Origin of the sequence: Sunxiuqinia rutila, from assembly GCF_050589705.1 — a bacterium.
Taxonomy (GTDB): domain Bacteria; phylum Bacteroidota; class Bacteroidia; order Bacteroidales; family Prolixibacteraceae; genus Sunxiuqinia; species Sunxiuqinia rutila.
The window spans coordinates 27,794-54,260 of sequence record NZ_JBNGOT010000001.1 but is presented as its reverse complement, the minus strand read 5'-3'; the positions used below and the strand labels follow the sequence as shown (position 1 = coordinate 54,260).

General features: G+C 45.7%; 19 protein-coding genes. 4 read left to right on the top strand and 15 right to left on the bottom strand.

Going from position 1 to position 26,467, the window contains the following annotated elements:
- Positions 1–145: 145 nt before the first annotated feature.
- Both ACRD6K_RS00260 and ACRD6K_RS00255 read right to left on the bottom strand, forming a co-directional pair.
- A complete protein-coding gene (locus ACRD6K_RS00260; RefSeq protein ID WP_430971610.1) occupies positions 146–1,483 on the bottom strand; it encodes a Gfo/Idh/MocA family protein in 1,338 nt (445 codons plus the stop codon).
- Between the two features lie 16 nt (positions 1,484–1,499).
- A complete protein-coding gene (locus ACRD6K_RS00255) occupies positions 1,500–3,032 on the bottom strand; it encodes an SUMF1/EgtB/PvdO family nonheme iron enzyme (RefSeq protein WP_430971609.1) in 1,533 nt (510 codons plus the stop codon).
- A gap of 381 nt (positions 3,033–3,413) precedes the next feature.
- On the opposite strand from ACRD6K_RS00255, the gene ACRD6K_RS00250 reads away from it, so the two are divergent.
- The gene (locus ACRD6K_RS00250) at positions 3,414–4,109 is read left to right on the top strand and encodes a ComF family protein (RefSeq protein WP_430971608.1); all 696 of its coding nucleotides are present in this window, start codon (positions 3,414–3,416) and stop codon (positions 4,107–4,109) included.
- Positions 4,110–4,128: 19 nt separating this feature from the next.
- Here ACRD6K_RS00250 and ACRD6K_RS00245 read toward each other — a convergent pair whose 3' ends face one another.
- From ACRD6K_RS00245 to ACRD6K_RS00235, 3 genes are all read right to left on the bottom strand, one after another.
- Complete coding sequence (locus tag ACRD6K_RS00245) at positions 4,129–4,983, bottom strand: DUF4249 domain-containing protein (RefSeq protein WP_430971607.1); 855 nt, start codon at positions 4,981–4,983, stop codon at positions 4,129–4,131.
- Positions 4,984–4,989: 6 nt separating this feature from the next.
- Positions 4,990–7,341, bottom strand: a complete 2,352-nt coding sequence (locus tag ACRD6K_RS00240; RefSeq protein WP_430971606.1) for a TonB-dependent receptor — start codon at positions 7,339–7,341, stop codon at positions 4,990–4,992.
- A 168-nt stretch (positions 7,342–7,509) separates the two neighbouring features.
- Complete coding sequence (locus ACRD6K_RS00235; RefSeq protein ID WP_299578648.1) at positions 7,510–8,205, bottom strand: SIR2 family NAD-dependent protein deacylase; 696 nt, start codon at positions 8,203–8,205, stop codon at positions 7,510–7,512.
- A 236-nt stretch (positions 8,206–8,441) separates the two neighbouring features.
- On the opposite strand from ACRD6K_RS00235, the gene dnaG reads away from it, so the two are divergent.
- The 3 genes from dnaG to ACRD6K_RS00220 all read left to right on the top strand — a co-directional run bounded on the left by dnaG (position 8,442) and on the right by ACRD6K_RS00220 (position 11,981).
- Positions 8,442–10,388, top strand: coding sequence for a DNA primase (gene dnaG / locus ACRD6K_RS00230; protein ID WP_430971605.1), 1,947 nt, complete (start codon positions 8,442–8,444; stop codon positions 10,386–10,388).
- Positions 10,389–10,401: 13 nt separating this feature from the next.
- Positions 10,402–10,893, top strand: coding sequence for a pyridoxamine 5'-phosphate oxidase family protein (locus ACRD6K_RS00225; RefSeq protein WP_430971604.1), 492 nt, complete (start codon positions 10,402–10,404; stop codon positions 10,891–10,893).
- Between the two features lie 65 nt (positions 10,894–10,958).
- The gene (locus ACRD6K_RS00220) at positions 10,959–11,981 is read left to right on the top strand and encodes an NAD-dependent epimerase/dehydratase family protein (protein WP_430971603.1); all 1,023 of its coding nucleotides are present in this window, start codon (positions 10,959–10,961) and stop codon (positions 11,979–11,981) included.
- Positions 11,982–12,032: 51 nt separating this feature from the next.
- Here ACRD6K_RS00220 and ACRD6K_RS00215 read toward each other — a convergent pair whose 3' ends face one another.
- The 10 genes from ACRD6K_RS00215 to pepE all read right to left on the bottom strand — a co-directional run bounded on the left by ACRD6K_RS00215 (position 12,033) and on the right by pepE (position 26,380).
- Positions 12,033–13,010 carry an ROK family protein gene (locus ACRD6K_RS00215; RefSeq protein ID WP_430971602.1) on the bottom strand — a complete coding sequence of 326 codons (978 nt, stop codon included), beginning with the start codon at positions 13,008–13,010 and terminating at the stop codon, positions 12,033–12,035.
- A 90-nt stretch (positions 13,011–13,100) separates the two neighbouring features.
- Positions 13,101–14,354, bottom strand: coding sequence for an MFS transporter (locus ACRD6K_RS00210; RefSeq protein ID WP_299578638.1), 1,254 nt, complete (start codon positions 14,352–14,354; stop codon positions 13,101–13,103).
- 429 nt (positions 14,355–14,783) lie between these two features.
- Positions 14,784–15,710, bottom strand: coding sequence for a pyruvate, water dikinase regulatory protein (locus ACRD6K_RS00205; RefSeq protein ID WP_430971601.1), 927 nt, complete (start codon positions 15,708–15,710; stop codon positions 14,784–14,786).
- A gap of 110 nt (positions 15,711–15,820) precedes the next feature.
- Positions 15,821–19,015: a beta-galactosidase, LacZ type gene (lacZ, locus tag ACRD6K_RS00200; RefSeq protein ID WP_430971600.1), complete on the bottom strand. Its 3,195-nt coding sequence runs from the start codon at positions 19,013–19,015 to the stop codon at positions 15,821–15,823.
- Between the two features lie 138 nt (positions 19,016–19,153).
- Entirely contained in the window at positions 19,154–20,995 is a 1,842-nt protein-coding gene (locus ACRD6K_RS00195) for an alpha-L-fucosidase (RefSeq protein WP_430971599.1), read from the bottom strand.
- 264 nt (positions 20,996–21,259) lie between these two features.
- On the bottom strand, positions 21,260–22,336 hold the full coding sequence (locus tag ACRD6K_RS00190) for a branched-chain amino acid aminotransferase (protein WP_430971598.1): 1,077 nt from the start codon (positions 22,334–22,336) through the stop codon (positions 21,260–21,262).
- 132 nt (positions 22,337–22,468) lie between these two features.
- On the bottom strand, positions 22,469–23,245 hold the full coding sequence (locus ACRD6K_RS00185; RefSeq protein ID WP_430971597.1) for a DUF2797 domain-containing protein: 777 nt from the start codon (positions 23,243–23,245) through the stop codon (positions 22,469–22,471).
- A gap of 44 nt (positions 23,246–23,289) precedes the next feature.
- On the bottom strand, positions 23,290–23,994 hold the full coding sequence (locus ACRD6K_RS00180) for an HAD family hydrolase (RefSeq protein ID WP_299578627.1): 705 nt from the start codon (positions 23,992–23,994) through the stop codon (positions 23,290–23,292).
- The gene (locus ACRD6K_RS00175) at positions 23,991–25,589 is read right to left on the bottom strand and encodes an aspartate:alanine exchanger family transporter (protein WP_299578625.1); all 1,599 of its coding nucleotides are present in this window, start codon (positions 25,587–25,589) and stop codon (positions 23,991–23,993) included. The genes ACRD6K_RS00180 and ACRD6K_RS00175 overlap by 4 nt, the downstream gene beginning before the upstream one ends.
- Before the next feature lie 80 nt (positions 25,590–25,669).
- Positions 25,670–26,380, bottom strand: coding sequence for a dipeptidase PepE (gene pepE, locus ACRD6K_RS00170; protein WP_430971596.1), 711 nt, complete (start codon positions 26,378–26,380; stop codon positions 25,670–25,672).
- Positions 26,381–26,467: the final 87 nt, after the last annotated feature.

The following is a 26,467-nucleotide window of genomic DNA, read 5'->3' as shown; positions in this document are numbered from 1 at the left end:
AAACCTGTCAATGACCAATGCCCAAATAATTGACAGGATGCTGAAGGAGTTAAAATCGAGGGCAACAGCCTGTGAAAAGAATCATAAAAAACAAGAGGGGTGCCCTTGTCCGGAGCACCCCTCTTCCATATAAGGTTTCAATAATTTACACGGCAGCTTCGCCGGGAACAGGCACCTGGGCTGTATCAACAATACCCACATCACCCATGATGTACGTATCAGGACCCAGTTTAATGTCTGAGTTCATCAGCTCTTCAAAAGTAACTTCCTTACCCGTATAAGCTGACATACGGCCCATAATGGCACACATGTTTGTGATGGCTGTTTGCTCGGCCTCATTCACCGGAATATTCTCCCGGATACACGTAACCAAATCAATGTGCTCCTGAACGTAAGGACTGATCATGCGCTCGCCACTTTCCTCAGCTGGATAAGCATACGAGTACAACTCTGCTCCTTTGGCATCCCAAATCATGTTGCGGCAGTTTGATGAGCCATTGCTTCCCATAACAAACTCTGAAACATTGTTCGTACAACCATTAATCTGGCGGCACATACTGTGGGTATGCATCCCATCGTCGTAGGTAAAATCAATGCTGAAATTATCATATTGATCGCCGGTTACACGACGCTGGCGCGAGCCGAAACCAACCGCCTTTGTCGGGTGCTTACCCGTAAACCAGTTAATTACATCGATGTTGTGAATGTGCTGCTCCACAATGTGGTCGCCCGACAGCCACAGCCAGTTTACCCAGTCGCGAATCATGAATTCCATTTCGCTCCAGTCGGCATTCGGGTTACGGTGCCACAGTTTCGACTGGTTCCAGTAACAGTTCGCGCTCACAATGTCGCCAATTGCTCCATTGGCAATCTGCTTGTACACTTCAATGTAATCGCGTTGGTGACGGCGCTGTGTTCCGGTGACAATTTTCAATCCCAATGATTCGGCTTTCTTGGCCGTAGCCATTACCGAACGAATACCCGTTGGGTCAACAGCCACTGGTTTTTCCATGAAAACATGCTTGCGCGCCTGAACGGCAGCCGCAAAATGCTCCGGACGGAAGTGAGGAGGCGTAGCCAAAATCACCACGTCAACGCCCGAGTCAATCACTTTTTCAAAAGCGTCAAATCCTACAAATATATTTTCGTCGGCCACTTCGTTGTTGGCCTGGTTTTTCAGTTTATTCCGGCAGTCGTCAATCCGATCCTGGAAAACATCACCCAAAGCATGAATCACCAGGTTAGGACCGGCATTTAAAAAGTCGAGTGCAGCACCCGAGCCACGGCCACCACAGCCAATCACACCAGCTTTAAGGGGTTTGCCATCCGGCGCCTGATCAAGCAAAGGAGGTAAGTTCAGTTCAACCGCTTTCTTCTTTTCGGAACACGATACCAGTGCATTCGCTCCTATCACACCTACAGCGCCTAGCGCTGCGGCATTGGTTAAAAATTTACGTCTTGAGAAATTCGATTTTTCTGTCATGATTCTTTAGATTTAGTTATGGATTTCCAGTATTTTCATCAAACTCACACACCACCCGGAAGCCAACCATGTTGGCATCAGAGTACCACCAGATACTTTTAGGCATTTGTGGATCGGTCTTCATCCAGGCTTCGGTTTTGGTAAAATCGCGATCAGCCGAACGTACATCTTCAGCCGAACTTTTGAATGAGCCTCCACGAACAACCCGCTCGGTACCACTTGCCGGTCCTTTCGGGTCCTCAACACCATCGCGAAGTGCATTGTAAGCATCCGGAGCATACCAGTCCAGGCAAAATTCAGCGGCATTCCCCAACATGTTTTTCAAGCCAAACGGATTGGCCTTTACAGCTGAAGGTGGTTGGGTTTTTGCCATGCTGTTAACATCATAAATCACATAAGAACTAATATTGGTGGTGTCTGCTCCAAAAATCTTATTCCAGAATTTGGCTTGCGAGAAATCGGTTGGATCCCCTTCAAAGAAGTAAGGGGTTTGCGTGCCACCACGACAGGCATATTCCCATTCTGCCTCGGTGGGTAAGCGGTAGGTTTTTCCGGTTACCTGAGAAAGCCATTCACAATACACCATGGCTGCCCGATGACGCATGGTAATAGCCGGACGATCGCCCAAGCCCCAATTTTGGTCTGGTTGGCCATACGGTGGCGTTGGTCCGGTAATGGCATCCACATCACCTTCAGTGCGCGAGCCTTCTGTATCGGTGCTTCTGCCTTCGGCGCCTGTCTGGCTATAGAAAGCCAAAAACTCGTTCCAGGTCACCTCAACTTTTCCCATAAAGAAAGGACTGATCTTCACTTCTTTTTGAGGCCCTTCATCTTCATCGCGGTAAGGTTCGTCAGCCGGGCTACCAATCTTGAAGGTTCCACCTGGAATAGCAACCATTTCGAAGGAAACCGGAGTCTCCGGAATCTTTTCTTCAAAATCTTCGTGTTGATCTACCGGGGTGGGGTCATCATAAATCTCAATATTGGCCTGCATATCCTTTCCAAAGCCAATGTTGCTTTCGTGTGTCGCATTCGGGTCGAAATGACCGACATGCAGGTGACAGTTAATACAGCGCAATTCTTCTTCATTCTGAGAATAATAAAGGTGCGCATCCTGTCCTTCTTTCGATAAAGTTAAAGGGAATAAGTTGACATGACACTGAATACACGAAGCTTTGTACGTAAAATGCTGTGCCTGCTCAACGGTTGACTTGGCTTCCCAGTTAAAACTTTCGTGGTCTTTAAATAAATACCCGTAAATGTCTTTTGCTCCCAATCGGGCTTTTTCAATCAAATAGCCTTCGCCTTTGGGAGGCAGGTGGCAATCCACACATTTCACCTGAATCCCGCTTTTGTTGTCATAATGCGTTGACAGTTTCCAGGACTCTGTTACATGCGGATGAACGTGACATGATTCACAAAACTCGTTCGTTGAAGTATATTCTACCGACTTGTTGAAACTGATAAGAGCCAACAAACCAAAGACAAATCCGATAAAAAGTACAAGGAGAATTTTTTCCTGAAAGAATTTTCGAAGTTTCCCAGCCATTGCTGTAATCATTTAGTTGGTTTGAATTAAGAGTAGTTTGCACCCAAATTTAGCAAAAACAAGTTCAAAAATAGTTTTTTTGTAAAAATTAAGTGAAAAAGGCCGCCTGAGAGCAACCTTCTTTTAGGAAAAAATGAAAGAGGTAATCAGAAAACCAAATGGTGATCCAGAAAAGACCTCCGGGAGCACTCCATGAAGACCTTCTGGGATGGTGGTGTCTTCATCATCTGCTTTCTGTTTCATGTTATTTAAAACTACCACAAGATAAGCACTCCCCTGCAAGCTAAGTTTAACTATGGTTTATCTTCCTGTGAGTGAATTGTTAAAACAAAGTGCCCGATTGATCAATTTGCATTATCTTTTCTTAAAAATTAGTTGTTCATGTTGAATCGGTCAAATTACCTAAATGCTTTTTTGGAGCTGTTTTATCCACGTTTGTGCCTGGTCTGTGGCGACAAGCTGATTGCTACCGAAACTTACCTGTGCCTGAAATGCCAGCTTCATCTGCCCCGCACTAATTACCACAACGAACCAGACAACCCCATGGAACAGCTTTTTTACGGGCGGCTGCCCATTGAACGAGCCTGTGCTTATTTCGATTTCAAAAAAGGAAGTCCGTACCAAAAAATACTGCATCAACTCAAATACCGTGGGCTGAAACAACTTGGAGAATACATGGGCGCTCAATTTGCTTTGGAAATTCAGGATACCAAATGGATTCAATCTGTCGATTTTCTTTGCCCGGTTCCCCTCCATCCTCGAAAAGAACGCAAAAGAGGCTATAATCAAAGCTATCATCTGGCCAAAGGCTTGTCGGATAAACTTGGCATCCCGGTTGAACAGGAAGCACTCATTCGCAAAAAGTTTTCGAGTACCCAAACCAAAAAAGGACGCTACGAACGATGGGAAAATGTGGAAACCATTTTCGAGCTCCGACATCCGGAACGGTTCGAAGGCAAGCACCTGTTACTGATTGATGATGTGGTTACAACCGGAGCAACGCTGGAAGCCTGTGGAGCAACCATTTTGAGGGACTGTTCGGCAAAAATCAGCATTCTGACCCTGGCTATAGCCTGATTTATAAGCTGACCAAAGCTCAATCGCTAATCGTAGCGCCTGTAAAAATAGTGGATGCCCGTTCAACCTCCATTACCGCAAAAAAACCAAGAGCTCCATTGCTGATATTTCCCTTAACATTGGCTGGCGGACCACTAAATAGCGGCACTTTTGTCCCTGTTTCCCGATCAACCCCAACAAGAAATTCGTAATAAGCCTTCGTAATTCCAGCCATTTCCAGAGTAATGGTGTCGCCTTTGGCAACATACTCCCCTTTCTCCTCATCAAAATACTGCACAAAGGCTCCTTGAAGTTCATTGCCATTAAAAAAACGATCATCCACAGCCCGGTAATTATGCAGCGAGTCGGTAGCAAGAACGCCGTTTTGATAAACTTTAAACAAATAATAGTCCTCAGTAGCCGGATTATCTTTACTGAACACCCCAACTTCCCAACCTTCCCAGCTCACATTATAAACCACGGCCGCTCCATAAACCGGCGCCGTTGGTTTCATCACCGTTTCGGCCCGGTAGGTTTCCCACTCCCCGTCCGAGTTCACATCCACATTCGAAATGTCAAGCCGGTACTTCCGACCAACCACCCCAAAATAATTGGCCGGTGTTTGGTAAATGCCCGGCCGCATGGGATCTTCAGTCAGCTGAATGGTTTGTTCTCCATCATTCAGGCTTAGCTGTGCATCCGACACCATTTCTACTTCCTGGTTCGAAAAATAAGGAGCCGATTTACTCAGCCTCACTTCATGAGCCAGGGTATCACTGGTTATTTCGCCAAAAACAACCAATAGCGGCTCTCCGGCTTCATCCAACTCAAAGTCAACCCGCTCGGTACAGGCCAGCAACAACATCAACATTGAGATCAAGTATTTTGCGTTCATGGTGAATTAAAATTTGAAGTTATAAGTAACAGCTGGGATCACCGGAAACAAATAGGTCTTTTCAGCATAGGTTTGCGTCGGATTCTCGGTATCCTGAACGAAATTCAAGGCCCATGTATTCTTGCGGTTATAAGCATTGTAGATCGAGAATACCCACTCCCCTTTCCAGGCTCTACTGTTGTTCTTCCGGTTTTGCAGGGTCAGCGACAAATCCAACCGATGATAATCATCGTAACGCGCCCCGTTTCGCTCTGAATAATGTGGAACAATGGTGCCATTGATTTCATAGCGCTGAACAGGTAAAGTCACGGGCTGCCCGGTGGAATAAACCCAGTTGGCCGAAAGCGAAACACGCTGGCTCAACTCGTAATTCAGTACCGAACTAAAGTCATGGGTTTTATCAAAAGGAGCCGCATAGCTGTTTCCATCATTGATGCCCGGAATCGTACGTTCGGCCCGCGACAGGGTGTACCCAAGCCATCCGGTCAATCTGCCTTCGGTCTTTTTCATCAACAACTCCAGCCCATACGCTTTGGAGTTGCCCACCCGCAATTCTCCTTCAAGGTATTTATTCAACAACAAATCCGCATGATCCACAAAATCAACCGTATTCTTCATATCCTTGTAATAGGCTTCCATGGAAAGCTGATAACGGTTCTGCTGAAGGTTGTGAAACACTCCCAGCGCAAATTGGTCGGCAAGCTGCGGCTTAACATTGGGGCTGGCCGGAAACCAGATATCAAGCGGACTGCCTGCCGCCGTATTGGAAGCCTGCTGAATGGTTTGGCGTGAGCGGTTGTAGTTGAATTTCAGTGACCAATCCGGGGCCAGAAGGTAGTTTACGCCAAAGCGCGGCTCTATTCCCCAGTAGTTTTGGTACACTTCGCCCGATGCGTAGCTGGTCGAATCAACTGGTTCATAATTTTCACCATACTCATAAACAGTCCCTTCGCCAATATTCTGAAAAAGGGATAGCCTTAGCCCGTACTTCAACACCAGTTTCTCGCCAATATGGTGCTGGTGCGAAAGGTAGCCGGCGTGCTCCAAGGCATAATTTTCACCCACCTGGTACTCACCAAAGATCGATTGCTCGCCAATCCCCATCGCCATTCCCGGATTAAAGGCATGGTGAAAACTCTGCAATCCAAATTTCAGTGAATGCCACGGGGTGATGTAATAGCCAAAATCCACCTTTATGCCCAGATCTTCCAGGTCTGATTCCCAAAGCCATGATTCCGGGTCTTCTTCATCGGTTCCCAATTCATAGTCGTAGCGACTCCAGACCGCCGTTAAGTTCATAAACAGTTTGTTGGAAAAGATATGATTCCAGCGCGTAGTCAAGGTTTTATTTCCAAACCCCATCCTGAAGAAATTGCTTTTCATGATATCGCGTCCGAGGTAGGAACTCACATATAAGCGATTATTTTCGTTGAAGCGATGCGAAAGTTTCAGGCTGGCATCGTAAAAATAGAGCCGGCTGTTTTTTACATCCTCATCCGACGAGAGCGGCAGAAACAAATCCATGTAAGTTCGTCGTCCCGATAAAAGCACGGTTGTTTGGTCCTCTTTTAGCGGCCCTTCCAGCGTCAGTCGGCTCGAAATGGTGCCAATGCCACCTGCTCCCGCAAACGTTTTGGAGTTCCCATCCTTCATCCGCACATCAAGCAGCGATGAAAGGCGTCCCCCGTATTGGGCAGGCACATCGCCCTTGTATAGTTTGAGGTCCTTGACCGCATCGTTGTTAAATACTGAAAAGAAGCCCATCAGGTGAGAGGCATTGTAAACCGTTGCTTCATCCAGCAAAATCAGGTTCTGGTCAGGGCTTCCGCCACGCACACTAAAGCCCGAACCACCTTCAGCCGTTGAATGCACGCCCGGCAAAAGCTGAATCGCTTTAATTAAATCCACCTCCCCCATCAACGCTGGAATGGATTTTATGGTTTTCGTTTGCAGCCGCTCCACCCCCATTTCCACCCGGGTGATGTTTTGATCTTTTCGTTCGCCAAACACCTGAATCTCCTTCAGTTCTTCCGACTCCGCAGCCAAACCAATTTCCAGTCGCTGATCTTCGGTCAATACAAGCTGTTGCACCAAATCCTCGTAACCGATATAACTGCATACCAGCGTATAAGTTCCGGGGGCAACAGCCAGTGAATAAAACCCATAGCTGTTGCTGACAGTTCCCATCCCAAGCTCCTGAATCAAAACCGATGCCCCAATCAGGCTTTCACCACTGCTGGCATCCACAACGTGACCACTTAAGGTTTTCCGGTTAAGTTTCTCCTTATCATTCCGGGCGTGCATCGAACCAACGGTACAGGCACATACAAGCAACAGGAAAATTAGTTTTCTGAGCATTGTTCAGGTTCTTTCAAATGGTTTGTATTTGTTTTCTGGCTTTCAATAAGACTCCCGTTCCCTGCAATCGTTTCACTTTTTTTGAAAAAATTGATCTTTAATTTTAAAAATCGAAAAGTGTTCGGGGAAGCAGCAGGAATTGTTAAACGGGGTTAAGCATGCAAACCACTAGAAATTTCGAAAATTCTGCAGCCTTTCATGCAACAGGCGAACGCCCAGCCCCGCCTTTTCTTCGATGAATTGCACCTTCTTCATGCTAACCGGAGGACGCTCCGGATCAACCACAAACACCGGGGTATCCTTGTGGGTATAATGCATGAGTCCTGCTGCCGGATAAACATTGAGCGAGGTTCCTACCACCACAAAAATATCGGCTTGCTCAACCATGGGAACAGCTTGCTCCATCGCCGGAACTTCCTCGCCAAACCAAACAATGTGTGGACGGAGCTGGTGTCCTTTCTCACACAAATCGCCAAATTTGAGTTCCCAACCATCCAGTTCGTAAATTAAATCGGGATACCGGGTGCTGCGTACTTTTTTCAATTCGCCATGCAAGTGAAGCACCTTGGAACTTCCGGCCCGTTCGTGCAGGTCATCCACATTCTGCGTGATAATTTGCACATCAAAATCCTGCTCCAACTCGGCCAGACCAAGGTGCCCGGCATTGGGGCTACACTCATAAAGCTGCTTGCGCCGGTCATTGTAAAATTGCATGACCAGCTCCGGATTCCGCTCCCAGGCCTCAGGTGTGGCCACCTCGCTAATATCATATTCTTCCCACAGTCCACCCATATCCCGAAAAGTACGAATACCACTCTCCTGACTCATTCCTGCCCCTGTGAGAACCACCAATTTCTTTTTCATTCCGCTGCGTTTTTTTGTTTTTAAAGATAAGCTGAAATGCCAGGACTTGCAACGATCCGTCAGAAACTCAAGCGCCACGGCAAGATAAGTCTGCTCTCTTTTCAAAGCCTTGATCAATTTTACGAAACAGCCGCCCATCAGGTAGTTGTTTGCTAAAAGAGGAGAACTCCACACAGTAGCCGATTACTTTTCAACAGCGCGGCCCAGTTAAGGACTATTTTCCTACTTTTGTGGGTATGATTGACCAGGCAACAATTGACCGAATAATGGATGCAGCCGAGATTTCAGATGTGGTCTCGGAGTTTGTGACACTGAAGCGAAGGGGAGTCAACCAGCTTGGGTTATGTCCGTTTCATAACGAAAAGACACCATCGTTTATCGTGTCGCCCGCAAAAGGTATTTTTAAGTGTTTTGGCTGTGGAAAAGGAGGCAATGCCGTTAACTTCATCATGGAGCATGAGGCACTCTCGTATCCCGAAGCCCTGAAATGGCTGGCCAAAAAATACCATATCGATGTTCAGGAAGAAGAGGAAACAGAACATCAGAAGCAACTGAAAGACGACCGCGAAAGCATGATGATTGCATCGGCTTACGCACAAAAATATTTCACCCGTTACATTTGGGAAGAAAATGAAGGCCGAACCATTGGCCTTAGCTACTTGCGTGAACGGGGACTTCAGGACACCATCATCAAAAAATTTGAATTGGGATACTGTCCTGATGGCAAAGACATCTTTACCCAGGCCGCGCAAAAGCAAGGCTATAAAATGGAATACCTGGAAAAAACCGGGCTGACTATTAAACGCGATGACTGGGTGCGCGACCGCTTCTCCGGACGGGTCATGTTTCCCATTCACAATGTGGCGGGACGGGTGACTGCTTTTGGGGGGCGAACACTGAAAAGTGATAAAAATATAGCCAAATACCTGAATTCGCCCGAATCGGAAATTTACCACAAAAGCCGGGTACTTTATGGCATTTTCCAGGCTAAACGCGAGATTACACGGCAAGACAAGTGCTACCTGGTAGAAGGATATACCGATGTGCTGGCCTTTCACCAGGCAGGCATCGAAAATGTAGTAGCTTCCTCGGGAACAGCTCTCACCCCGGATCAAATCCGACTAATCAAGCGATTCTCGCCCAACATCACCATTATTTATGATGGCGACGAGGCTGGAATCAAAGCATCGCTGCGCGGAATTGACCTGGTGCTTGAAGAAGGCATGAACGTCAAAGTGCTGCTCCTTCCGCAAGGAGAAGACCCCGACTCGTTTGCCCGCTCCATGAGCTCGACGCAACTGCAGGAGTACATCGAGGAACACCAAACCGATTTCATCCGGTTTAAAACCAAGCTGCTGCTCGAAAAGTCGGAAAACGATCCGGTAAGCAGAGCCCGCATGATCAGCAACATTGTGCGCTCCATATCGGTAGTTCCCGATACCATCACCCGCTCAATGTACATCAAAGAATGCAGCACGCTGATGGATGTGGGAGAAGATATTCTGTACACCGAGATCCGAAAAATTATGATGAAAGAGTCAGAGGATCATCGTCGGAAAGAGTACCGGGCAAAAGCTGTTCAACAGCAACAGCCAGCGACTCCTCAGCCGGTAAATACGGTGAAGAACCTCTGCGAAATTGAAGAACGCGAAATTCTGCGTGTCTTACTTAAATATTTTCACACCGAAGTTTTTGAGGAGGAAGGCGAAAATCCCGATGAAACGATTTCTATCTCGGTTGGGCGTTTTGTGTTGGAGGAAATTGAAAATGATGGGCTGAATTCCGACAATGCGCTGATCAACCAGTTTCTGGACTTTTTCCGCGAAAACCTTGACAATACCGATTTCAAGCCCATGCCGTTTTTCACCAATCACTCCGACCAGCGCATTAGCCAACTTGCCAGCGACCTGCTTTCTGAAAAGTACACCGAGAGCAAACGTTGGACCCGTGGCGGCGCCTTTGTGGAGGCTGAAGATGAAATTCTGGATTTGATCGTTCCCAAGGTTGTGCAGGAATACAAACTCCGGAAAGTAAAAAACATGCTTTCGGAGCTGGAAAAAAGCATTCAGCTGGCTGCCTCCGACATCGAAAAGGTGATGAGCCTTCAAAACCAATACCTCAACCTGAAAAAAGTAGAAAAACACCTGTCGATCCAGCTGGGAAACCGGACCATTACCCGCTAAAAAATAGAATCACATGAGAACTTTGTTTATTGAGAATCGTGAAGAAATAGACGACATTATCCGAGCTTGCAAAACCTGTTTTGTGGCCATGTCAGACGGTGATGTTCCCTACGTTTTGCCCATGAACTTTGGCTATGATGGCGACACGATTGTCCTGCATTCGGCCCAGGAAGGGCGCCTTTGGGAAACCATCCGAAAAAACCCCAACGTATGCATTAACTGGACCCTGGGCGAAGAACTGACCTGGCAGGATGTCCGGGTAGGCTGCAGCTACCGCGTCAAATCAAAATCGGTGCTTGTTGAAGGTGAAGTTGAAATTATTGATGACTATGACGAAAAGTACCGCATGCTTCAGCAAACCATGGCTCAGTACAGCGACCGCGAGTTTAAATTCGGAAAACCAGCTGTACTCAACGTTGGCATCATGAAAGTTCACATCAAAAAGATTACCGCCAAAGAATTTGGAGCCAAGGCCGTGACTCCCTGGAACCAGCATAAAGAATAAGAATAGCCGTTGGCCGGCTCGCAGATTCTTGTTACTTTTAAACGCTTACTTTTGAATTGTAAACTATGATTTTTGTTACCGGAGGCACAGGGTTAGTTGGTTCACATTTGCTATTCAATTTATTAAGTTCAGGCAAACAGGTGCGCGTTTTAAAGCGATCCACCAGCAATGTGAAAGGGGTGAAAAAAGTGTTTGCCTACTACACCGACCAAGCCGACCAGCTTTATGAGCAAATTGAATGGGTGGAAGGTGATATTTTGGACAACCACAGCATGGAAGAGCTCCTTGTCGGGGTTTCTGAAGTCTATCATTGTGCGGCCATTGTATCGTTTCATGCCAACGACCGCGACAGCATGCTTAACAACAATGTGAAAGGAACAGCCAATATCATTGATGCGGCTCTTCATCATAACGTAAAGAAGTTTTGCCATGTTAGCTCCATTGCGGCCTTGGGAAAAACCCAGGACGGCAGCGAAATTAACGAAGAAACCTATTGGATTCCATCCAAGCGAAAATCGGGCTACAGCCTGAGTAAGTTCTTTTCTGAAATGGAAGTGTGGCGCGGCATTGAAGAAGGACTGGAAGCTGTTATTGTCAATCCATCCATTATTTTGGGGCCGGGCAACTGGGATATTGGGAGTCCCAAGCTTTTCCAGGCTATTGCCAAAGGCCTAAAGTATTACACCAAAGGCGAAACCGGTTTTGTGGATGTGCGGGATGTCGCTTCGGCTATGGTTCAACTGATGGATGAGCAGAACTTTATGAAGACTAAAAACCAGCGTTTTATATTGAACGCAGGCAACATGAGCTATCAGAATTTCTTCAATAAGATAGCTGATTCACTGCAGAAGCCACGCCCCCGAACCTTTGCTTCCGACCTTGTTTTACAAATGGCTTGGCGGGCTGCGCGTTTAGCCAGCTTTTTCTCAGGGAAACGTCCTCAAATCACGCGGGAAGCTGTTTCCGGCTCCAACCTAATTCATCGGTACAATGGAGAGAAAATTCAGAAAACAATTGATTTTCACTACCGCAACCTGGACGAAACCATTTGCGACATCGCTCATTTGTTTCAAAAAGATATTAGCTAAAAAAAAACGGGAGTTCTTTCGAATTCCCGTTTTTTATGGATCAAATTGACCTTATTTTTCAATTTCTTTCCAAACCAAAGCACTGGCACCTACGATAGCGGCATCTCCTTGTTTTAGTTCTGAAGGAAGAATTTTGATCTTATTTTTGAAGATTGGCAGCAAGTACTCTTCCATGCTAGCCTTAGTTGGCTTGAAGATATAATCGCCGGCAGCTGTTGGGCCACCAAACAGGAAGATTGCTTCCGGACTCAGGTGATGAACCGTATCAGCCAATCCTTGTCCCAGCCACTTACCAGTCAGCTCAAACACTTCCAACGCCACTTTATCTCCTTTTTCAGCAGCATCAAAAATCATTTTCGAATCCAATTCTTTAAATGATTTATCAGCCAACAAGCTGTCAACGGCATTGTCGCGTACCATAATTTCAAAAGCAGTACGTTTCATTCCCGGAGCTGAACAGTAGGCTTCAAGGTGACCTTTCGTTCCACATCCGCAAGTACGACCTCCCGGAATCAGAACAGTGTGTCCGCATTCGCCGGCAAAGCCATCCGCACCATAAACCAAGTCTCCATTAACTACAACACCACTTCCTACTCCTGTTCCCAGTGTGTACATTACGAAGTTTTTCATGCCTTTGGCGCCACCGTAAATCATCTCACCGATGGCAGCAGCATTTGCATCATTGGTCAAGGCCAAAGCATCCATATTAGGGAAACTCTTTTTCAACAACTCAACCAATGGCACAACACCCCTAAATGAAAGGTTTGGTGCATATTCAATTGTTCCGCTGTAATAGTTTCCGTTGGGAGCTCCGATTCCAATTCCCAAAACTTCAAGGTCACTGTTCACCAATTTTACTGATTTGATCAGCTCTTTAATGGCTACAGTCAGTTCATCAATATATTTTTCAAGGTTACCATGCGAAGGCGTAGGAATTGAATCTTTAACCATCACATTGCCCGCCTCGTCAACAACACCAATTGCAGTATTGGTACCGCCGATATCGACTCCTATTGCTACTTTTTTCATATAATTAAATTTATTAACTAACAAGTTCTTATTAACTCTTCATGACCCTTTAATTGATTAGAGGGTCATGAAGTTAGTTCTGTATGACAATTAGCCTTTTTGGTGCACTTTAGAACCAATCAAAGCGTAATATAAGATATAAAGCTCACCAATAACAACAAGCGTCCAGGTCCAAGCCCAGTTACCACCCAAAGCGTCAGCCATCATACCTTGCATCAGTGGAAGAATCGCACCACCAATTACTCCAATCATCAATGCTCCTGATGCCTTAGAAGTATATTTTCCAAGATCAGCAACTGCCAAAGAGAAAATACCACCCCACATAATTGAGTGTAATAGTCCGATACCAACCAAGAACCAAGGGTTACCTGTAATCATCGAAATCAAAACCAATACCGTTGCTCCTACCGAAGTAACCACTAACTGTACCTTGGCCGAAATCTTACTTAAAGTACTTCCTACCAAACGTCCAACAAGCATACCTCCCCAGTATAACATGGCCATGCGTGAAGCTCTTTCAGCAAAGCTTCCACCCAGCCAGTCAGCATACATGTTAATGTTAGCACCAATAGCTACTTCAACACCAACGTAAAAGAAGATACCAATAACACCCAATTTTAGGTGAGAGAATGACCAGATACTTTTTTCTAGTTTTACACCTTCGTCGTTTGTTGTTCCTTCAATATGAGGAAGTGTTAATTTGCTTACAATAAAAACAACAACTGCAATCGTTACTGCTAACAGCACGAATGGTAATAATACCTGGTCGATTTTAACATCGGCAATAGATACACCACCAAACACAATACCTGCCACAAAATAAGGAGCGATAGTTGTACCAATAGAGTTTGAAGAACCTCCAATAGTAATACGCTGAATAGCACTTGTTCCTTTTACATCACAAGCAGTTAGGTAAGGGTTAATTACAACTTGCATTACCGTTGCTGCTGATCCGACAACAAATGAACCTAACAGGAATACAAAGAATCCAACAGGAATACCGGCAACTGCGGGTGAATTTTCCATTGAACCAATCCATGCTGAACCAGCACTGACTAACAAACCAAAAACCATTAAGATCAAGGCTCTGATCAAGGTTTTCTTATAACCATAGTTGTCAACCCACTTACTTCCAGTTCCACCCATTACCGGATATGCCAGGAACCAAGTAAAGGTTACTAATATTGACAAAGTGTTTTTAATCCCTTGGATACTATCAGCACCAAGGAATGCTGACTCTAAAGGTTTTTGAAACTGTTGAAAGACTACCGTCAAAAATCCAACGATAAAAAATAAAAATACCATTGTAAGAAATGGCCCTAAATAACTCTTCTGCTGATTCATAATTTGATTATTAATTCTTATAAAGTTGATTTATTGTTATAGTTTTCGTCTTAAACTCGATTGTTATCTTTTGATTAATAATTCCATTTTCAGTAACGAGTCCGAAAATACCAAAATGATTTTAATCTGCTCTTATAATTGTTCTAAATAAGTCAAAATATTAGTGATTCGACCTGAATCTGAGAAGTTTTTTAGATGCAAACCGCAAACCATCAAACGGTTTCATGGATTAAGCGCAAAAGAAAGGAGCCAATATTCCTGATTTAAAGAATCGCATGAAGTCCATGCCAAAAAAACACACAGACAGCCAATTAGCAAGGACAATCGCCAAATCATTAACACTTTTTGTTTCTGGTAATATTTCCGAAAAAGTAAGCTTACCAAGCCCTGTCTGTTGAGAAATCGCCTTCACTGATCATAACTAGAAACTCATTTATCCTTGTTGTTGTCATCTTGTTTGCTTTCCTCTCCAACTCCGGCCGGATTGATGGTATTCTGGTAGGGCGAAGTGATGCGCCGCCCACCATACTCGAAGCGTTCATTCATAATATTCAGAATTTCGTTGGCCGTAGACTCCACCGGCTTGTTCGACACATGCACCACCGTAAACCCTCCTTTTTTAAAGATGAAGGAGGCATTCCGGATTTCATTTCTCACTTTTGCTTCATCGGTATAGTTTGAACTGTCGTGCCGTGGCAAACTCCGCAAACGCTTGATGCGATGGGCAATTAAATGTTGGTAACCAATATGAAGTCCAAAAACCCGTTGCGAATCAACCTCAAACAATTCGCGCGGAGGACGAATGCCATTCACCAAAGGAACATTGGCCACCTTCCAGCCATACATCGCCAGGTAAACACTCAGCGGAGTTTTGCCCGATCGGGAAACACCACACAAAATGATTTCAGCCTTGTGCAAGCGCTCAGGACTCATGCCATCATCATGGTTCAAAGTAAACTCAATGGCTTCAATACGATCGAAATAGCGCTGGTTGATTTCCCGAAAAAGCCCGGGTGATTTTAACGATGGAATACCCAGTTCCTCATCGAGGTAATCGGCCAATTTCCCCATGAAATCCACCTGTTTCACCTGATGTTTTTGAGCCAGGGCAATCAATTTTTTACGCAGTTCCGAATTAACCATGGTATGGGTAATCAACCCGTTGTCTTTCTGAGCACGAAGCACCACCTCTTCTATTTTTTGCTCATCCGAAACATCGGAAACAATAATTACCGGCACTTTATTATCCGGATACTGAATGAGTAACGATTGAACCATATTATTCCCGGCAAGGCCTTTCCCTCCGGAAACAACATAAATCGGCTTTCCTTTTTTTCTTTTGTTTGAATCGGGCATGGCAAACAAGTTAGATTCCTGTATTATAGAAAACAAAGTAGCACTTAAAATGATCAGGCACAAAAAAAGGCCCCTAAAAAAGAGGCCTTTAAATCAAATTTCAATGCGATTTAAAATAATTTCTCTGCGCCCCTTTGGGGCAATGGCATCAAGGTAAAGCCGTAACTGTAGCTTTTCTCCAGCAAGCGGTAGGAATTAATCGGCCGGGCACGCAATGACCAGCTATCAATTCCCCCAACTCCAGCCTGAGTCAGATCAATATTCAGGGTGAAGAAACCAGCCTCTTTCAGCTCATTGGTATGCCGTGCCTTATTCAACATATCTGCCGTATAAGGCCATACCGAAGTTCCCAACGGCTGATCACCAAAAACCATGATCCCCTGCCCTTTGGCATTCGCAAGGTTCAACCAACGCACATCAGTGCGGTTACCATTTTCCTGAGGAACAATGTAGTCGAAGATAAAATCACTTACCTTGCCGTGGAAAACATCCACTTCAGCTCCCTGATTCCGGTCAATGTAATTTTCATGCTGACCTTTTCCATAAAAAACCATGTTATTCATTGACTGAGGCACCGTGGTTGTCATTCCAATGCGAATGGGCTCCGAAACTTCTTCCGGAATCTGGATGGCATAAGCCACATGAACCCGTGCATCAGCCGTTACTTCGTAAGCCAATTGCAGCTGAACACCTTCGTTTTCCAAAGTGGTTTGAATACGAATTTTTGAATCCGTTGCATCGGTAGTGAAGTCAGTCAGGCTAAAGTTTTCAGCCAGCTCGGGCCACTTCGACAAACGCTCCTGAACACGCCAACCCCGGCTGTCATTATCCGTCAGTGGACGCCAGAAGTTGGGTTTCAATGGAGATGCGATAAAGGTTTCCCCATTCGCCTTATAGGATGTCAGGTAGCCCGATTGCTTATCAAACTGTACTTCAAAATTCTTGTTCCCAATCACCAGCTGTTGCGCATCATCCGTCAAAATACCAACAGTTTCACGTCCTTTTGAAGGCGCTAAGACCATTGGTTTTGATCCGGGAATCAGCATTTGCTCCTTGGCAATTTCGTAACCCGCTTTTTCCCATTTGGTATCCGATTTCAGGTGAGCACTCAAACGCAGCCAGTATTCAGCATCATCAGACGCTTTGGTATAAGGTATCCGAATAACTTTCGACTCACCCGGCAGCAAGTTGATGTCTTCAAGAACACCACTTTCAATCTCAGTGCCGTATTTTGAAACCGACCAGCGAAGTTCATAATTACTCAGACTGGTAAAGTTGAAGCGGTTTTTTACAATCACCTGCTTATCTTCGAGTTTATAAGCTTCCCAGGCAACTGGTTGAAACACGTATTTACACTCATACATCTGTGGTTTCAAGGTTTGATCAGGATTAATCACCCCGTTCAGGCAGAAGTTATTGTCGTTCGGTGTATCGCCAAAATCGCCGCCATAAGCAAAATACTCCGTGCCATCTTCATCGGTTTTGGTGATTCCCTGGTCCACCCAATCCCAAATATGACCACCCATCAGGTTGTCGTGCTTACGGACCAGATCCCAGTATTCTTTCAGGTTACCCAATGAATTACCCATTGAGTGGGCATACTCGCACATCAAAATAGGCCGGTGAATATACGGACTGGTGGCCATTCCTTCCAGCTCCTCAAGTGTTGGGTACATCCGGCTCAACATATCCACAAAAGCCGGATCGGTTGGGTTGGATGAGTTGGTGATCGACCAGTACTCTTTACTTCCCACTTTCTTGTATTCAGGATGGCTAGGGGCTCCCTGCGCGCCTTCGTAATGAATGGGTCGGCTTGGATCGAAATCCTTAAGCCAGCCTGCTGCTGCAGCATGGTTGGGCCCTGTTCCCGACTCATTTCCTAACGACCAAATCACAATAGAGGCATGGTTTTTATCGCGTTCAACCATGCGGATTACCCGTTCGTTGAACGACTGGAGCCACTCGGGCTGGTTGGTAAGGAATCCGCCAGCATGGTGAGTTTCAATGTTGGCCTCGTCAACCACATACAAGCCATATTCATCGCACAAATCGTAGAAATAAGGATCGTTCGGATAATGGCTGGTTCGTACCGAATTGAAATTAAACTGCTTCATCAGCAAAACATCTTTCAGCATTTCCTCGCGGGTAACCGTTTTTCCTCCCTTCGGGCTATGATCATGGCGGTTGACTCCATACAGCTTCACACCTTTGCCATTAACCCGGAAGACGCCTCCATCCGTAGAAACATGTCGAAATCCTACTTTGGTGCTTCTGGCTTCCACCACTTCACCCTGCTCGTTTTTAAGTGTCAAAACAGCAGTATACAAAGCCGGCGATTCGGCCGACCATTTTTGCGGACTTTTCACTTCTGCCTCCAACAGGCCAAAATACACATTGTCGCGTTGCGGATACCCTTCAAAGCGTACCCGGTTAACCGGTATTGAAAGCGGGTCTGCAAAAGTGGCTTCCTGATTCGGACCATACAACTGGGTTTCAAGCGTCCAGTCTTTGGTAGCGATATCGCCAGCCACCGAAATTTCGGGACGCACCATAAACAAAGCGTCTTCGAACTGCGGATCAAACTTTGTGCGCACAAAAAAGTCATTGATGCTTACTTTGGGTTGAGCCAAAAGCAGCACTTCCCGGTGTAAGCCGCTCATGCGCCAATGATCCTGATCTTCGAGGTAACTGCCATCGCTCCAGCGAAACACCTGAACCGCCAAACTATTTTCGCCTGCCTGAACCAGTGAGGTAATATCAAACTCTGCCGGCAAACGGCTTCCCTGCGTGTAGCCCACCAATTCGCCATTCAGCCACACATAAGCAGCTGAGCTTATTCCGCCAAAATGCAGGATGATCTGGTTGTCCTCCCAAGTTTCCGGCAAAGTGAATTTTTTGAGGTATGAACCCACCGGGTTTTCGCGTTCAATGGTTGGTGGCGTGTTAGGAAACGGATAAGTTACGTTCGTGTAGATCGGGGTTCCGTAGCCCTGCATCTCCCAGCAAGAGGGAACAGTAATGTCATCCCATTCGCTGTAAAGCTGATCTTGCTGATAGAAATCCGTTGGCCGGTCTTTGGAATCAGCTGTAAAATGAAATTTCCAGCTGCCGTTCAGCGACAACATACGTGCCTGCTCCCGGTTTCCAGTCAAAGCCTCATCAGGCGTAGAAAATGAATAGGAAGTAGCCCGGGCCGGCAATTTGTTAATCCCAATCACCTGCTCGTTCTCCCAATCCTGTTGCTGCGCAGAAACTGCCCAGGAACACATGAAAAAAGTAATTAATGTTAATACAATTCGATTCATAGTATGAGTAGTTATTAATGTTGAATATTTTGAATGGACCTGAAAAATGTCCCCCTGTTGACAACCAGACTGCCTAAGGTCTGGTTCAGGCTTTTCGTAGAAAAGGCCAACAAAATGGGGTCACCTCCAAATCCAGGATCAGTTCCTGTTAACTTTTCTCACCCAAAGCCATTGAAATTGGGCCGGCAGCTTTTTACGGGCTTCCACCTGCATCGAAATTTCATAAACTCCGGCCCGAGGAAAATACAGTATCCCCAAATCGTGCGAGCTGAAATTGGGAATATGCCAATCGCTGTTGGGCTCCCCCACGGTCAATCCCGTAGGAACAAAAGATTGCTCCAAACTACTTTCGGCTCCAAGTACCTTCAACCGTCCGGCTGGTTTCTTTCCTTGAAAACTGTACGAAGCATCCACCCGATAGTTTCCCGGCTCATCAATAAAAAGCTTCCAGTGCAGCTGGTAAGTATCCTCCACCAGCACATGTGGTGGAATGGTTCCTCCCCGTTCGTAATCAACCCGGCTCGCTTGTCCTTCTTCTGCAAAAGCGTTCTCCGCCTTCAACGAGAAACCGCCATCCACTGTTTTAGCAACCAGGTTTTCCTGAATCTCCGGCTTTTGATCATACTCCAGCACAATCACCGAAATCAGATTATCCGGTTGTTCTGCCGGAAGCTCAATGCTTGTCAGCACCTCTTGATGCTTCATTTTTAAAGGCATTTGCAATTTATCGCTCAATACGAAAGCTTTTTGTGCCTGAGTCGTCACCCCGGTAAGCGGAAGTTGCGAATTGTAAGGCCAATTATACACATGCAGATAAAGCCGGTGAATGCCATGGGCAATCTCCTTGTAGGTAATTTTCCCCCAATCATGCTGATTTTCGGGCAAATCAAAAGCTTCCGCCTTGTAAATTGATTCTCCGTTGACCTCCAGCCACTGCCCCACTTCAAGCAGGCGCTGGCTAATTTCATAGGGCACCTTGCCGTTTGCCTTTGGTCCGATGTTCAGCATATAATTTCCATTCAGGCTCACATTGCCAATCAGCGCCTGCAACAAGCTGGTGGTCGATTTCCATTCGGTATCCAGCTGATGAAAGCCCCAGGAGTGCGCAACCGTTCCGGGCGATTGCCAGGGGTAATCCAGTTTTTGTGTGCCCAGCTGGTTGTCGCCTAAGGTACGGTAGTCAATATCGCTGTCTTCCTCAATGGAAAGGCCCAAGCGGGAGTTCACCAGGCAGTCGGGTTGTAAGGTTCGAATGAGGCTCTTAAGCTGAAGCAGTTGTTCCTTGCTGATAATGGATTCGGAATGGTTGATCCACATGTCAAACCAAATCATCCCAATGGACCCGTAGTTGGATAAAAGCTCCCGCATCTGCGGCATCACTTTCTCCTGCCAATACTGGTCATATTGTTCCGCAGTGATGGGGTAAATTTCTTTGGTGTGGTCCCAACCATAAGGATGTTCCCAGTCCACCCAGTGCGAGTAATAAAGCCCCAGCTTCAGCCCATGTTTCTGGCAAGCTTCGGCCAGTTCCTTCACAATGTCGCGTTTGGGCTGCGTATATTCTGCAATATCGTAATCTGACACCTGGCTGTCCCAAAGCGCAAAGCCATCGTGATGCTTGGCCGTCAGGGTTACGTATTTCATGCCCGCCCGTTTGGCCAGCAACACCCATTCTTCCGGGTCAATGGATTCCCAATCGAAGCGATCCATTAATTCCAGGTATTCATCTTTTTCAATCCGGTTACGGTAGTAAATCCACTCCGCGTAATTGTTCGCATTCCGCAAAGGCTCTCCTTTCCATATTCCTTCGGTAGCGCTATACAGGCCCCAGTGAATAAACATGCCATAACGGGCATCAACGAACCACCGGGCCCGCTCATTGGTTTGCGACTGGCCATGTAGTTGTGTAAAGCCAATAAGGGATAACAGCAGAAGAAGTAAGCTTCTGCGAAGTTCAATAAAAGGTGTTAGTTGGCTCATTTCATATAATTTAGCAGAATAGAACAATCAGTGACAAGGTGCTTTTTCATTAAAACTCCTGGGCTATAATGCAAGGTACGCTCCTTTCCAGCCCATGAAATTCTATCGAAAACTCAAATGTAGTACTTTCCTCGAAATCTGTAAAACAAGTCAAAAGCGTCCGATCACATTCATTTTCAGTTTTCGTCAAGCAGAAGTCAGGTCCTTAAAAAAAACCTCATTCACGCCAGCAAATGAGGTTTTCAATATCTTACTTAAAAATGATTAGTCAATCACAGCTACCCAACCATAAGGGTCTGGCGCATCGCCATCCTGAATGGCACGCAGTTTTTCGTAAAGTTTCGTGCTCCAGGGCCCTGGCTCAGTACCATAGTTATATTCCTTATCCAAGTCGTCGTCGTAAATCCGCTTGATCGGCGAAATAACGGCAGCAGTACCGCAGGCACCAACTTCTTCAAAAGTTTCCAGTTCTTCCACGGGCACTTTGCGGCATTCTACTTTCAAACCCAGATCTTTAGCAATCTGCATCAGGCTTTTATTGGTAATGGATGGCAAAATAGAGTCCGATTCCGGCGTAATGTAGGTTTCATTTTTGATTCCGAAAAAGTTCGCCGGACCACATTCGTCAATAAATTTTTTCTCACGCGAGTCCAAATAAAGCACCGCTGAATATCCTTCGGATTTCGCTTTTTTACCGGCAGTCAGACTGGCAGCGTAGTTACCTCCCACCTTGTATTTTCCGGTTCCTTGTGGAGCAGCGCGGTCAAACTTGCGCATAATCAGCAAATCAGTTGGTTTGAATCCTTCCGGGAAGTAAGGGCCTACGGGCATTACAAAAATAATGAACAAGTATTCTCCGGCAGGTTTTACCCCAATTTCAGGCCCGGTTCCAATCAGCAAAGGTCGAATGTATAAAGAGGCGCCAGAGCCATAAGGAGGGACAAAATCCTTGTTTTTTTCCACCGCTAATTTAACGGCTTCCTGGAATTTTTCAATTGGCAAACGTGGCATCAAAATCCCATCACAAGAGCTTTGCATGCGTTTGGCATTTTCATCCATTCTGAAAATTCGGATTTTACCATCTTTCCCCATAAAAGCCTTAAGCCCTTCGAAGGCCTCCTGACCATAATGAAGTGACGTAGCAGCCATATGCATGTTGATGTATTCAGAGTCATTCAACTCCAGTTCGCCCCATTCGCCATTTTTATAAGTGCAACGAACGTTAAAGTTTGCTTTACGATAGCCGAAGCCTATCTTCTTCCAATCTTGATTTTCCATAGTGTATGTTATTTGCTGAACCGCTTTTTTTGAATCCCTAAAATTAACGAAAAAAAAGACCAATTATACCGAAGAACCCTTCTAATTAGCGTCTTAAAAACGTGTTCTATAAACATATTCAAAAACAAGCAATTAGAAGACTAAAAGCGAAACACCAATAACACCTACGATTTAAAACAGAACAAAAGACACGAGCTACGAATTCGTAGAAAGGGTCAAAAAGTACCCATTATGCTTACGCATGTTCAACACTTGGTTTTTATCAAGCAGAAGATATTGTCCCTTGATCCCTTTCAGGGTTCCCTCAATCACCGGCTTTTTATCAAAACTAACGCTACTCACCTTGGTCGGGTACTCAGTTACCGGATAGTGCAGATCAAGCACCTCGTTTTCATCCGAAAAGTATTGCTGCAACTCCAGTGGCATCAACTGAAGTGCTTTTTGCTTTTCCGTTACCAGATCAATCGAATTATCTACCTTATTGGTTAGCATGGCCCGCCAGTTGGTTTTATCGGTAAAATGCTTTTTCAGCAGTACCTCAATAATGCCGGCAATATGGCGGTTGGGTGTTTTAGCCAGTCTAATAGCGCGGCTGGCACCCTGATCAATCCAACGGGTGGGCACCTGATGATGACGCGTCACTCCGATCTTCAGCTCACTGGAAACCGCAAAATAGACATAATGGTCAATCAGGTCGTGTTGCTCGGCCCATTCCAGGTCGCGGGCAAGCCCATACTGGGCTTTGGATAGTTCTGGACGCACAACCGATTCGTCGGCTTCCGGAACCGTCTGAAAGCAGGCATAACAAAAACCTTGTCCGAAGGATGTTTTTGTTTTCTTACCGCAGGAGATGCAGTTAATTTGCCCGTCAAATTTGAAATGAATATGCTGACCGATCAGCTCATTCATTGGAACAAGCTGGTCGCCAATTGGCAACTGGTACTGAATGGGCTCTCCCAGTTCAGTCTTCATTTTAAGTATATTCCCTTGGTATTCCATTGGTTTTTCAGGTAAAGTTAAGCCTCTTCAAATAAAGTCAAAACATCATGAATTTCCTTTAGTTCAAAAAAGCGATCACTTTTAATCTCGGCCGGGTCCATCTGCTCAAATTCCCAGGTGGTGTGATACGGAACATGCACTCCGTAACCGCCGAGATTAACAACGGGCAACACATCTGATTTCAGGGAATTTCCAATCATCATAAACTTCCCGGCCTCCAAATCGAGGTGCCTGAGCAATTCGCAGTAGTTTTCTTCCCGCTTGTTCGACATCACTTCGATGTGGTGAAAATACTTCAGCAAGCCCGACTTAGCCAGCTTGCGTTCCTGGTCGAGCAAGTCGCCTTTGGTGGCAACCACCAACCGATAATGGGGAGCCAGTTTCTCCAGCAAATCACGGATGCCATCCAGCAAAACTACATCTTTGTGCAGCATGCTTTTGCCAATGGCAATGATTGCCTCCATTTGGTCGGGCCGTACCTGCTTATCCGACACCAGCAAAGCGGTTTCCATCATGGAAAGGATAAATGCTTTAATCCCAAATCCGTACATCTCCATGTTCTGGCCTTCAACACGGTATAGCTCAGCCATCATGTTTTCGGTGGACTGATATTCTTCCATGATGTGGCAAAACTCCTTTTCGGCATCACGAAAAAAGTTTTCGTTTTCCCACAAGGTATCATCGGCATCAAAAGCAATAACATCAATCTCTTTTAAACTCATAATATCAGGGGTTCAATCAGGCTAAGAATCTGCACAAAAACGATAAGCAACACCATAGCGATTGGATATACCGTGGCATAAGCAACTGAAGGCGCATCGGTGTCGGTCATTCCATCAATGGCAGCAAGCCCGGGGGTACTGGTCATACTTCCTGTCAGTGTTCCTAACAAAGTTAAAATATTCATCTTCAAAAACACCCGAGCGACCAAACTCGTAATTATCATCGGAACCAGGGTGATCAAAATTCCATAAATAAACAACTCGATCCCATATTCCTGGAACGTGTCAACCAGGCTGGAACCTGCACTGGAACCAACAGCTGCCAGGAAAAACAGCAGGCCAAACTGTCGTAATAACTGGTTGGCAGCCCCGGTCATGGTCCACATTACAGGGCCAGTCTTTCCGGTTCGTCCAAGTACCAAAGCTGTAAGTAGAATACCACCGGTCAGCCCCAAACTAAATGAGAAAGACCCAAAGTTAATGCTCAGCTTGCCAACTAAAATTCCAAGAATAATCCCGGTTGCAATGGGTAAAAAATCGGTATCGGACAGGCGGCGGTCGTCATCGCCAAAAATGCGGTTGACCTGCTCCATATTTTCCTTGTTGCAGGCAACAACCAATTTATCGCCAAACTGCAACTTAGACGAAGGGGTTGGGGACAAGTCGATACCCGACCGGCGAATACGGGTAATGGTTGCGTTATAGGTACTGAGCATATTAAGCTGGCCCAGTGTTTTATTAACCACCTCTTTGTTGGTTACCAGCACCGAACGTACATCGTACTGGTTGCTCAACGGAATTTCAACATCCACCTCAGGACCAATCAGCAGTTTTACTCGGCCAAGTGCTTCAGCTGTTCCCACTGCTTTAATCACATCTCCTTTACGCAAAACGGTTTCCGGAGCAGGAGTGATGGCTTCCTCCCCCTGCATCACGCGCGACACAACAGCTTTGGTCATATAACGGATTCGCAGTTCGCGAATGGTTTTGCCCACCACATTCTCGTTTTCAACCAGGAAATTCTTTTTCATGATTTCCGGAAATCCGGCTGACATTTCCTTTTTATATTGTTCCTCAGCATCTTTAACATTTACACGTAGCAAGCGTGGCAGGAAACTCACAAATAAAATAACGCCAATCACACCAAACGGGTAGCCGATACCATAGCCAATGGACGCCAGCGGCGAACCTGTTGTATCGATGGCGGCAGCCAAGCCTGGCGTACTGGTTAAAGCGCCGGTTAGCAAACCAATGCAAAGGCTTTTATCAATACCACCAAGTTGAAAAACCAAGTAGGTGATAACACTCGAACTTAGGATAAGCAAACTCGCTAGAATGGCCAGTTCCCGTCCATTCTTTTTGAATGAACTGAAGAACCCGGGACCGGCCTGAATGCCAATTGTAAAAATAAACAGGACCAGTCCAAGATATTGAAAATCTTTGGGGATGATGACTCCAAAATGGCCAAATACCAAGGCAACAAAAATGACTGCAGAAACATCCAATGATATTCCCTTGATTTTAATACGACCCAAAATGAAACCGATCAAAATGATCAAAAACAGGGCAAAATAGCTATTCCTCAACAATTCCATGACAATGTTTTTTTAGGCCGACAAAAGTACAAACTTTATGCTGTAAAGCATCTAATAGTCTCGGAATTGTCCAGAAGTCGCTATTCTTTTAACAGAAAAGAAAAGTCATCGCCCGCAGCCTTCTCACAAGGTGCTTCTCCTTTTAAAAACAGACGTGCTGAACGTTCTCCGATTAAGCTTAACTGACCATCTTCCAACTTCAACATTGTTCCTTCACGCAAACCAACCACATAAGTGTCTGGATTAATCTCCAAAAACTCCGAGATACGCTGTTCGCGGGTCTCTCCTCCATGCCCTTCCGGATTAGCATCCAAGTAGTGTGGGTTAATTTGAAACGGAACCAAGTTGATGGTGTTAAAACTTTTAGGATCGATAATTGGCATGTCATTAGTTGTGCGCAAGGTCGGACAGGCCACGTTTGAGCCAGCGCTCCATCCAATGTAAGGGGTTCCCTGCTGCACTTTCCGACGAATAGCCTCCATCAAATCCTGATCATGCAGCATACGTACCAGCTGCCAGGTGTTTCCACCACCAATAACAATGGCTTCAGCCTCTTCCACCGCCTTTACGGGGTCCTTAAACCGATGAATACTGATAACTTCATGCCCAACCTCCTGCAAACTTTCATTTACTTTACGCTCATATTCCTCAAAGGAAAAAGTAACCGCTGCAAACGGGATAAACAAGGCTTTCACTTTTTGAGGTCCTAAAAATTGCTGAATTTCTTTCTTGGGATAAGCCAGGTAGTCTTCACCAGGCATGGTTGAGTTACTCAGAAGTAATAATTTCATGGTTCATCTATTTTGTGACCGACATCGGTCATTAAATCAGTTTTAAATCGGGGGACTAAAATACACAATGTCCTCCACAAAAACAGG

Excerpts from the sequence above, each read along its gene's own strand:
- ACRD6K_RS00195 (WP_430971599.1), bottom strand. The coding sequence starts at position 20,995 with ATGAGCCAACTAACACCTTTTATTGAACTTCGCAGAAGCTTACTTCTT.
- ACRD6K_RS00210 (WP_299578638.1), bottom strand. The coding sequence starts at position 14,354 with ATGAATCAGCAGAAGAGTTATTTAGGGCCATTTCTTACAATGGTATTT.
- ACRD6K_RS00240 (WP_430971606.1), bottom strand. The coding sequence starts at position 7,341 with ATGCTCAGAAAACTAATTTTCCTGTTGCTTGTATGTGCCTGTACCGTT.
- ACRD6K_RS00220 (WP_430971603.1), top strand. The coding sequence starts at position 10,959 with ATGATTTTTGTTACCGGAGGCACAGGGTTAGTTGGTTCACATTTGCTA.
- ACRD6K_RS00235 (WP_299578648.1), bottom strand. The coding sequence starts at position 8,205 with ATGAAAAAGAAATTGGTGGTTCTCACAGGGGCAGGAATGAGTCAGGAG.
- lacZ (WP_430971600.1), bottom strand. The coding sequence starts at position 19,015 with ATGAATCGAATTGTATTAACATTAATTACTTTTTTCATGTGTTCCTGG.
- ACRD6K_RS00250 (WP_430971608.1), top strand. The coding sequence starts at position 3,414 with ATGTTGAATCGGTCAAATTACCTAAATGCTTTTTTGGAGCTGTTTTAT.
- ACRD6K_RS00180 (WP_299578627.1), bottom strand. The coding sequence starts at position 23,994 with ATGAGTTTAAAAGAGATTGATGTTATTGCTTTTGATGCCGATGATACC.
- dnaG (WP_430971605.1), top strand. The coding sequence starts at position 8,442 with ATGATTGACCAGGCAACAATTGACCGAATAATGGATGCAGCCGAGATT.
- ACRD6K_RS00185 (WP_430971597.1), bottom strand. The coding sequence starts at position 23,245 with ATGAAGACTGAACTGGGAGAGCCCATTCAGTACCAGTTGCCAATTGGC.
- ACRD6K_RS00245 (WP_430971607.1), bottom strand. The coding sequence starts at position 4,983 with ATGAACGCAAAATACTTGATCTCAATGTTGATGTTGTTGCTGGCCTGT.
- ACRD6K_RS00175 (WP_299578625.1), bottom strand. The coding sequence starts at position 25,589 with ATGGAATTGTTGAGGAATAGCTATTTTGCCCTGTTTTTGATCATTTTG.
- ACRD6K_RS00255 (WP_430971609.1), bottom strand. The coding sequence starts at position 3,032 with ATGGCTGGGAAACTTCGAAAATTCTTTCAGGAAAAAATTCTCCTTGTA.
- ACRD6K_RS00215 (WP_430971602.1), bottom strand. The coding sequence starts at position 13,010 with ATGAAAAAAGTAGCAATAGGAGTCGATATCGGCGGTACCAATACTGCA.
- ACRD6K_RS00205 (WP_430971601.1), bottom strand. The coding sequence starts at position 15,710 with ATGCCCGATTCAAACAAAAGAAAAAAAGGAAAGCCGATTTATGTTGTT.
- pepE (WP_430971596.1), bottom strand. The coding sequence starts at position 26,380 with ATGAAATTATTACTTCTGAGTAACTCAACCATGCCTGGTGAAGACTAC.
- ACRD6K_RS00225 (WP_430971604.1), top strand. The coding sequence starts at position 10,402 with ATGAGAACTTTGTTTATTGAGAATCGTGAAGAAATAGACGACATTATC.
- ACRD6K_RS00260 (WP_430971610.1), bottom strand. The coding sequence starts at position 1,483 with ATGACAGAAAAATCGAATTTCTCAAGACGTAAATTTTTAACCAATGCC.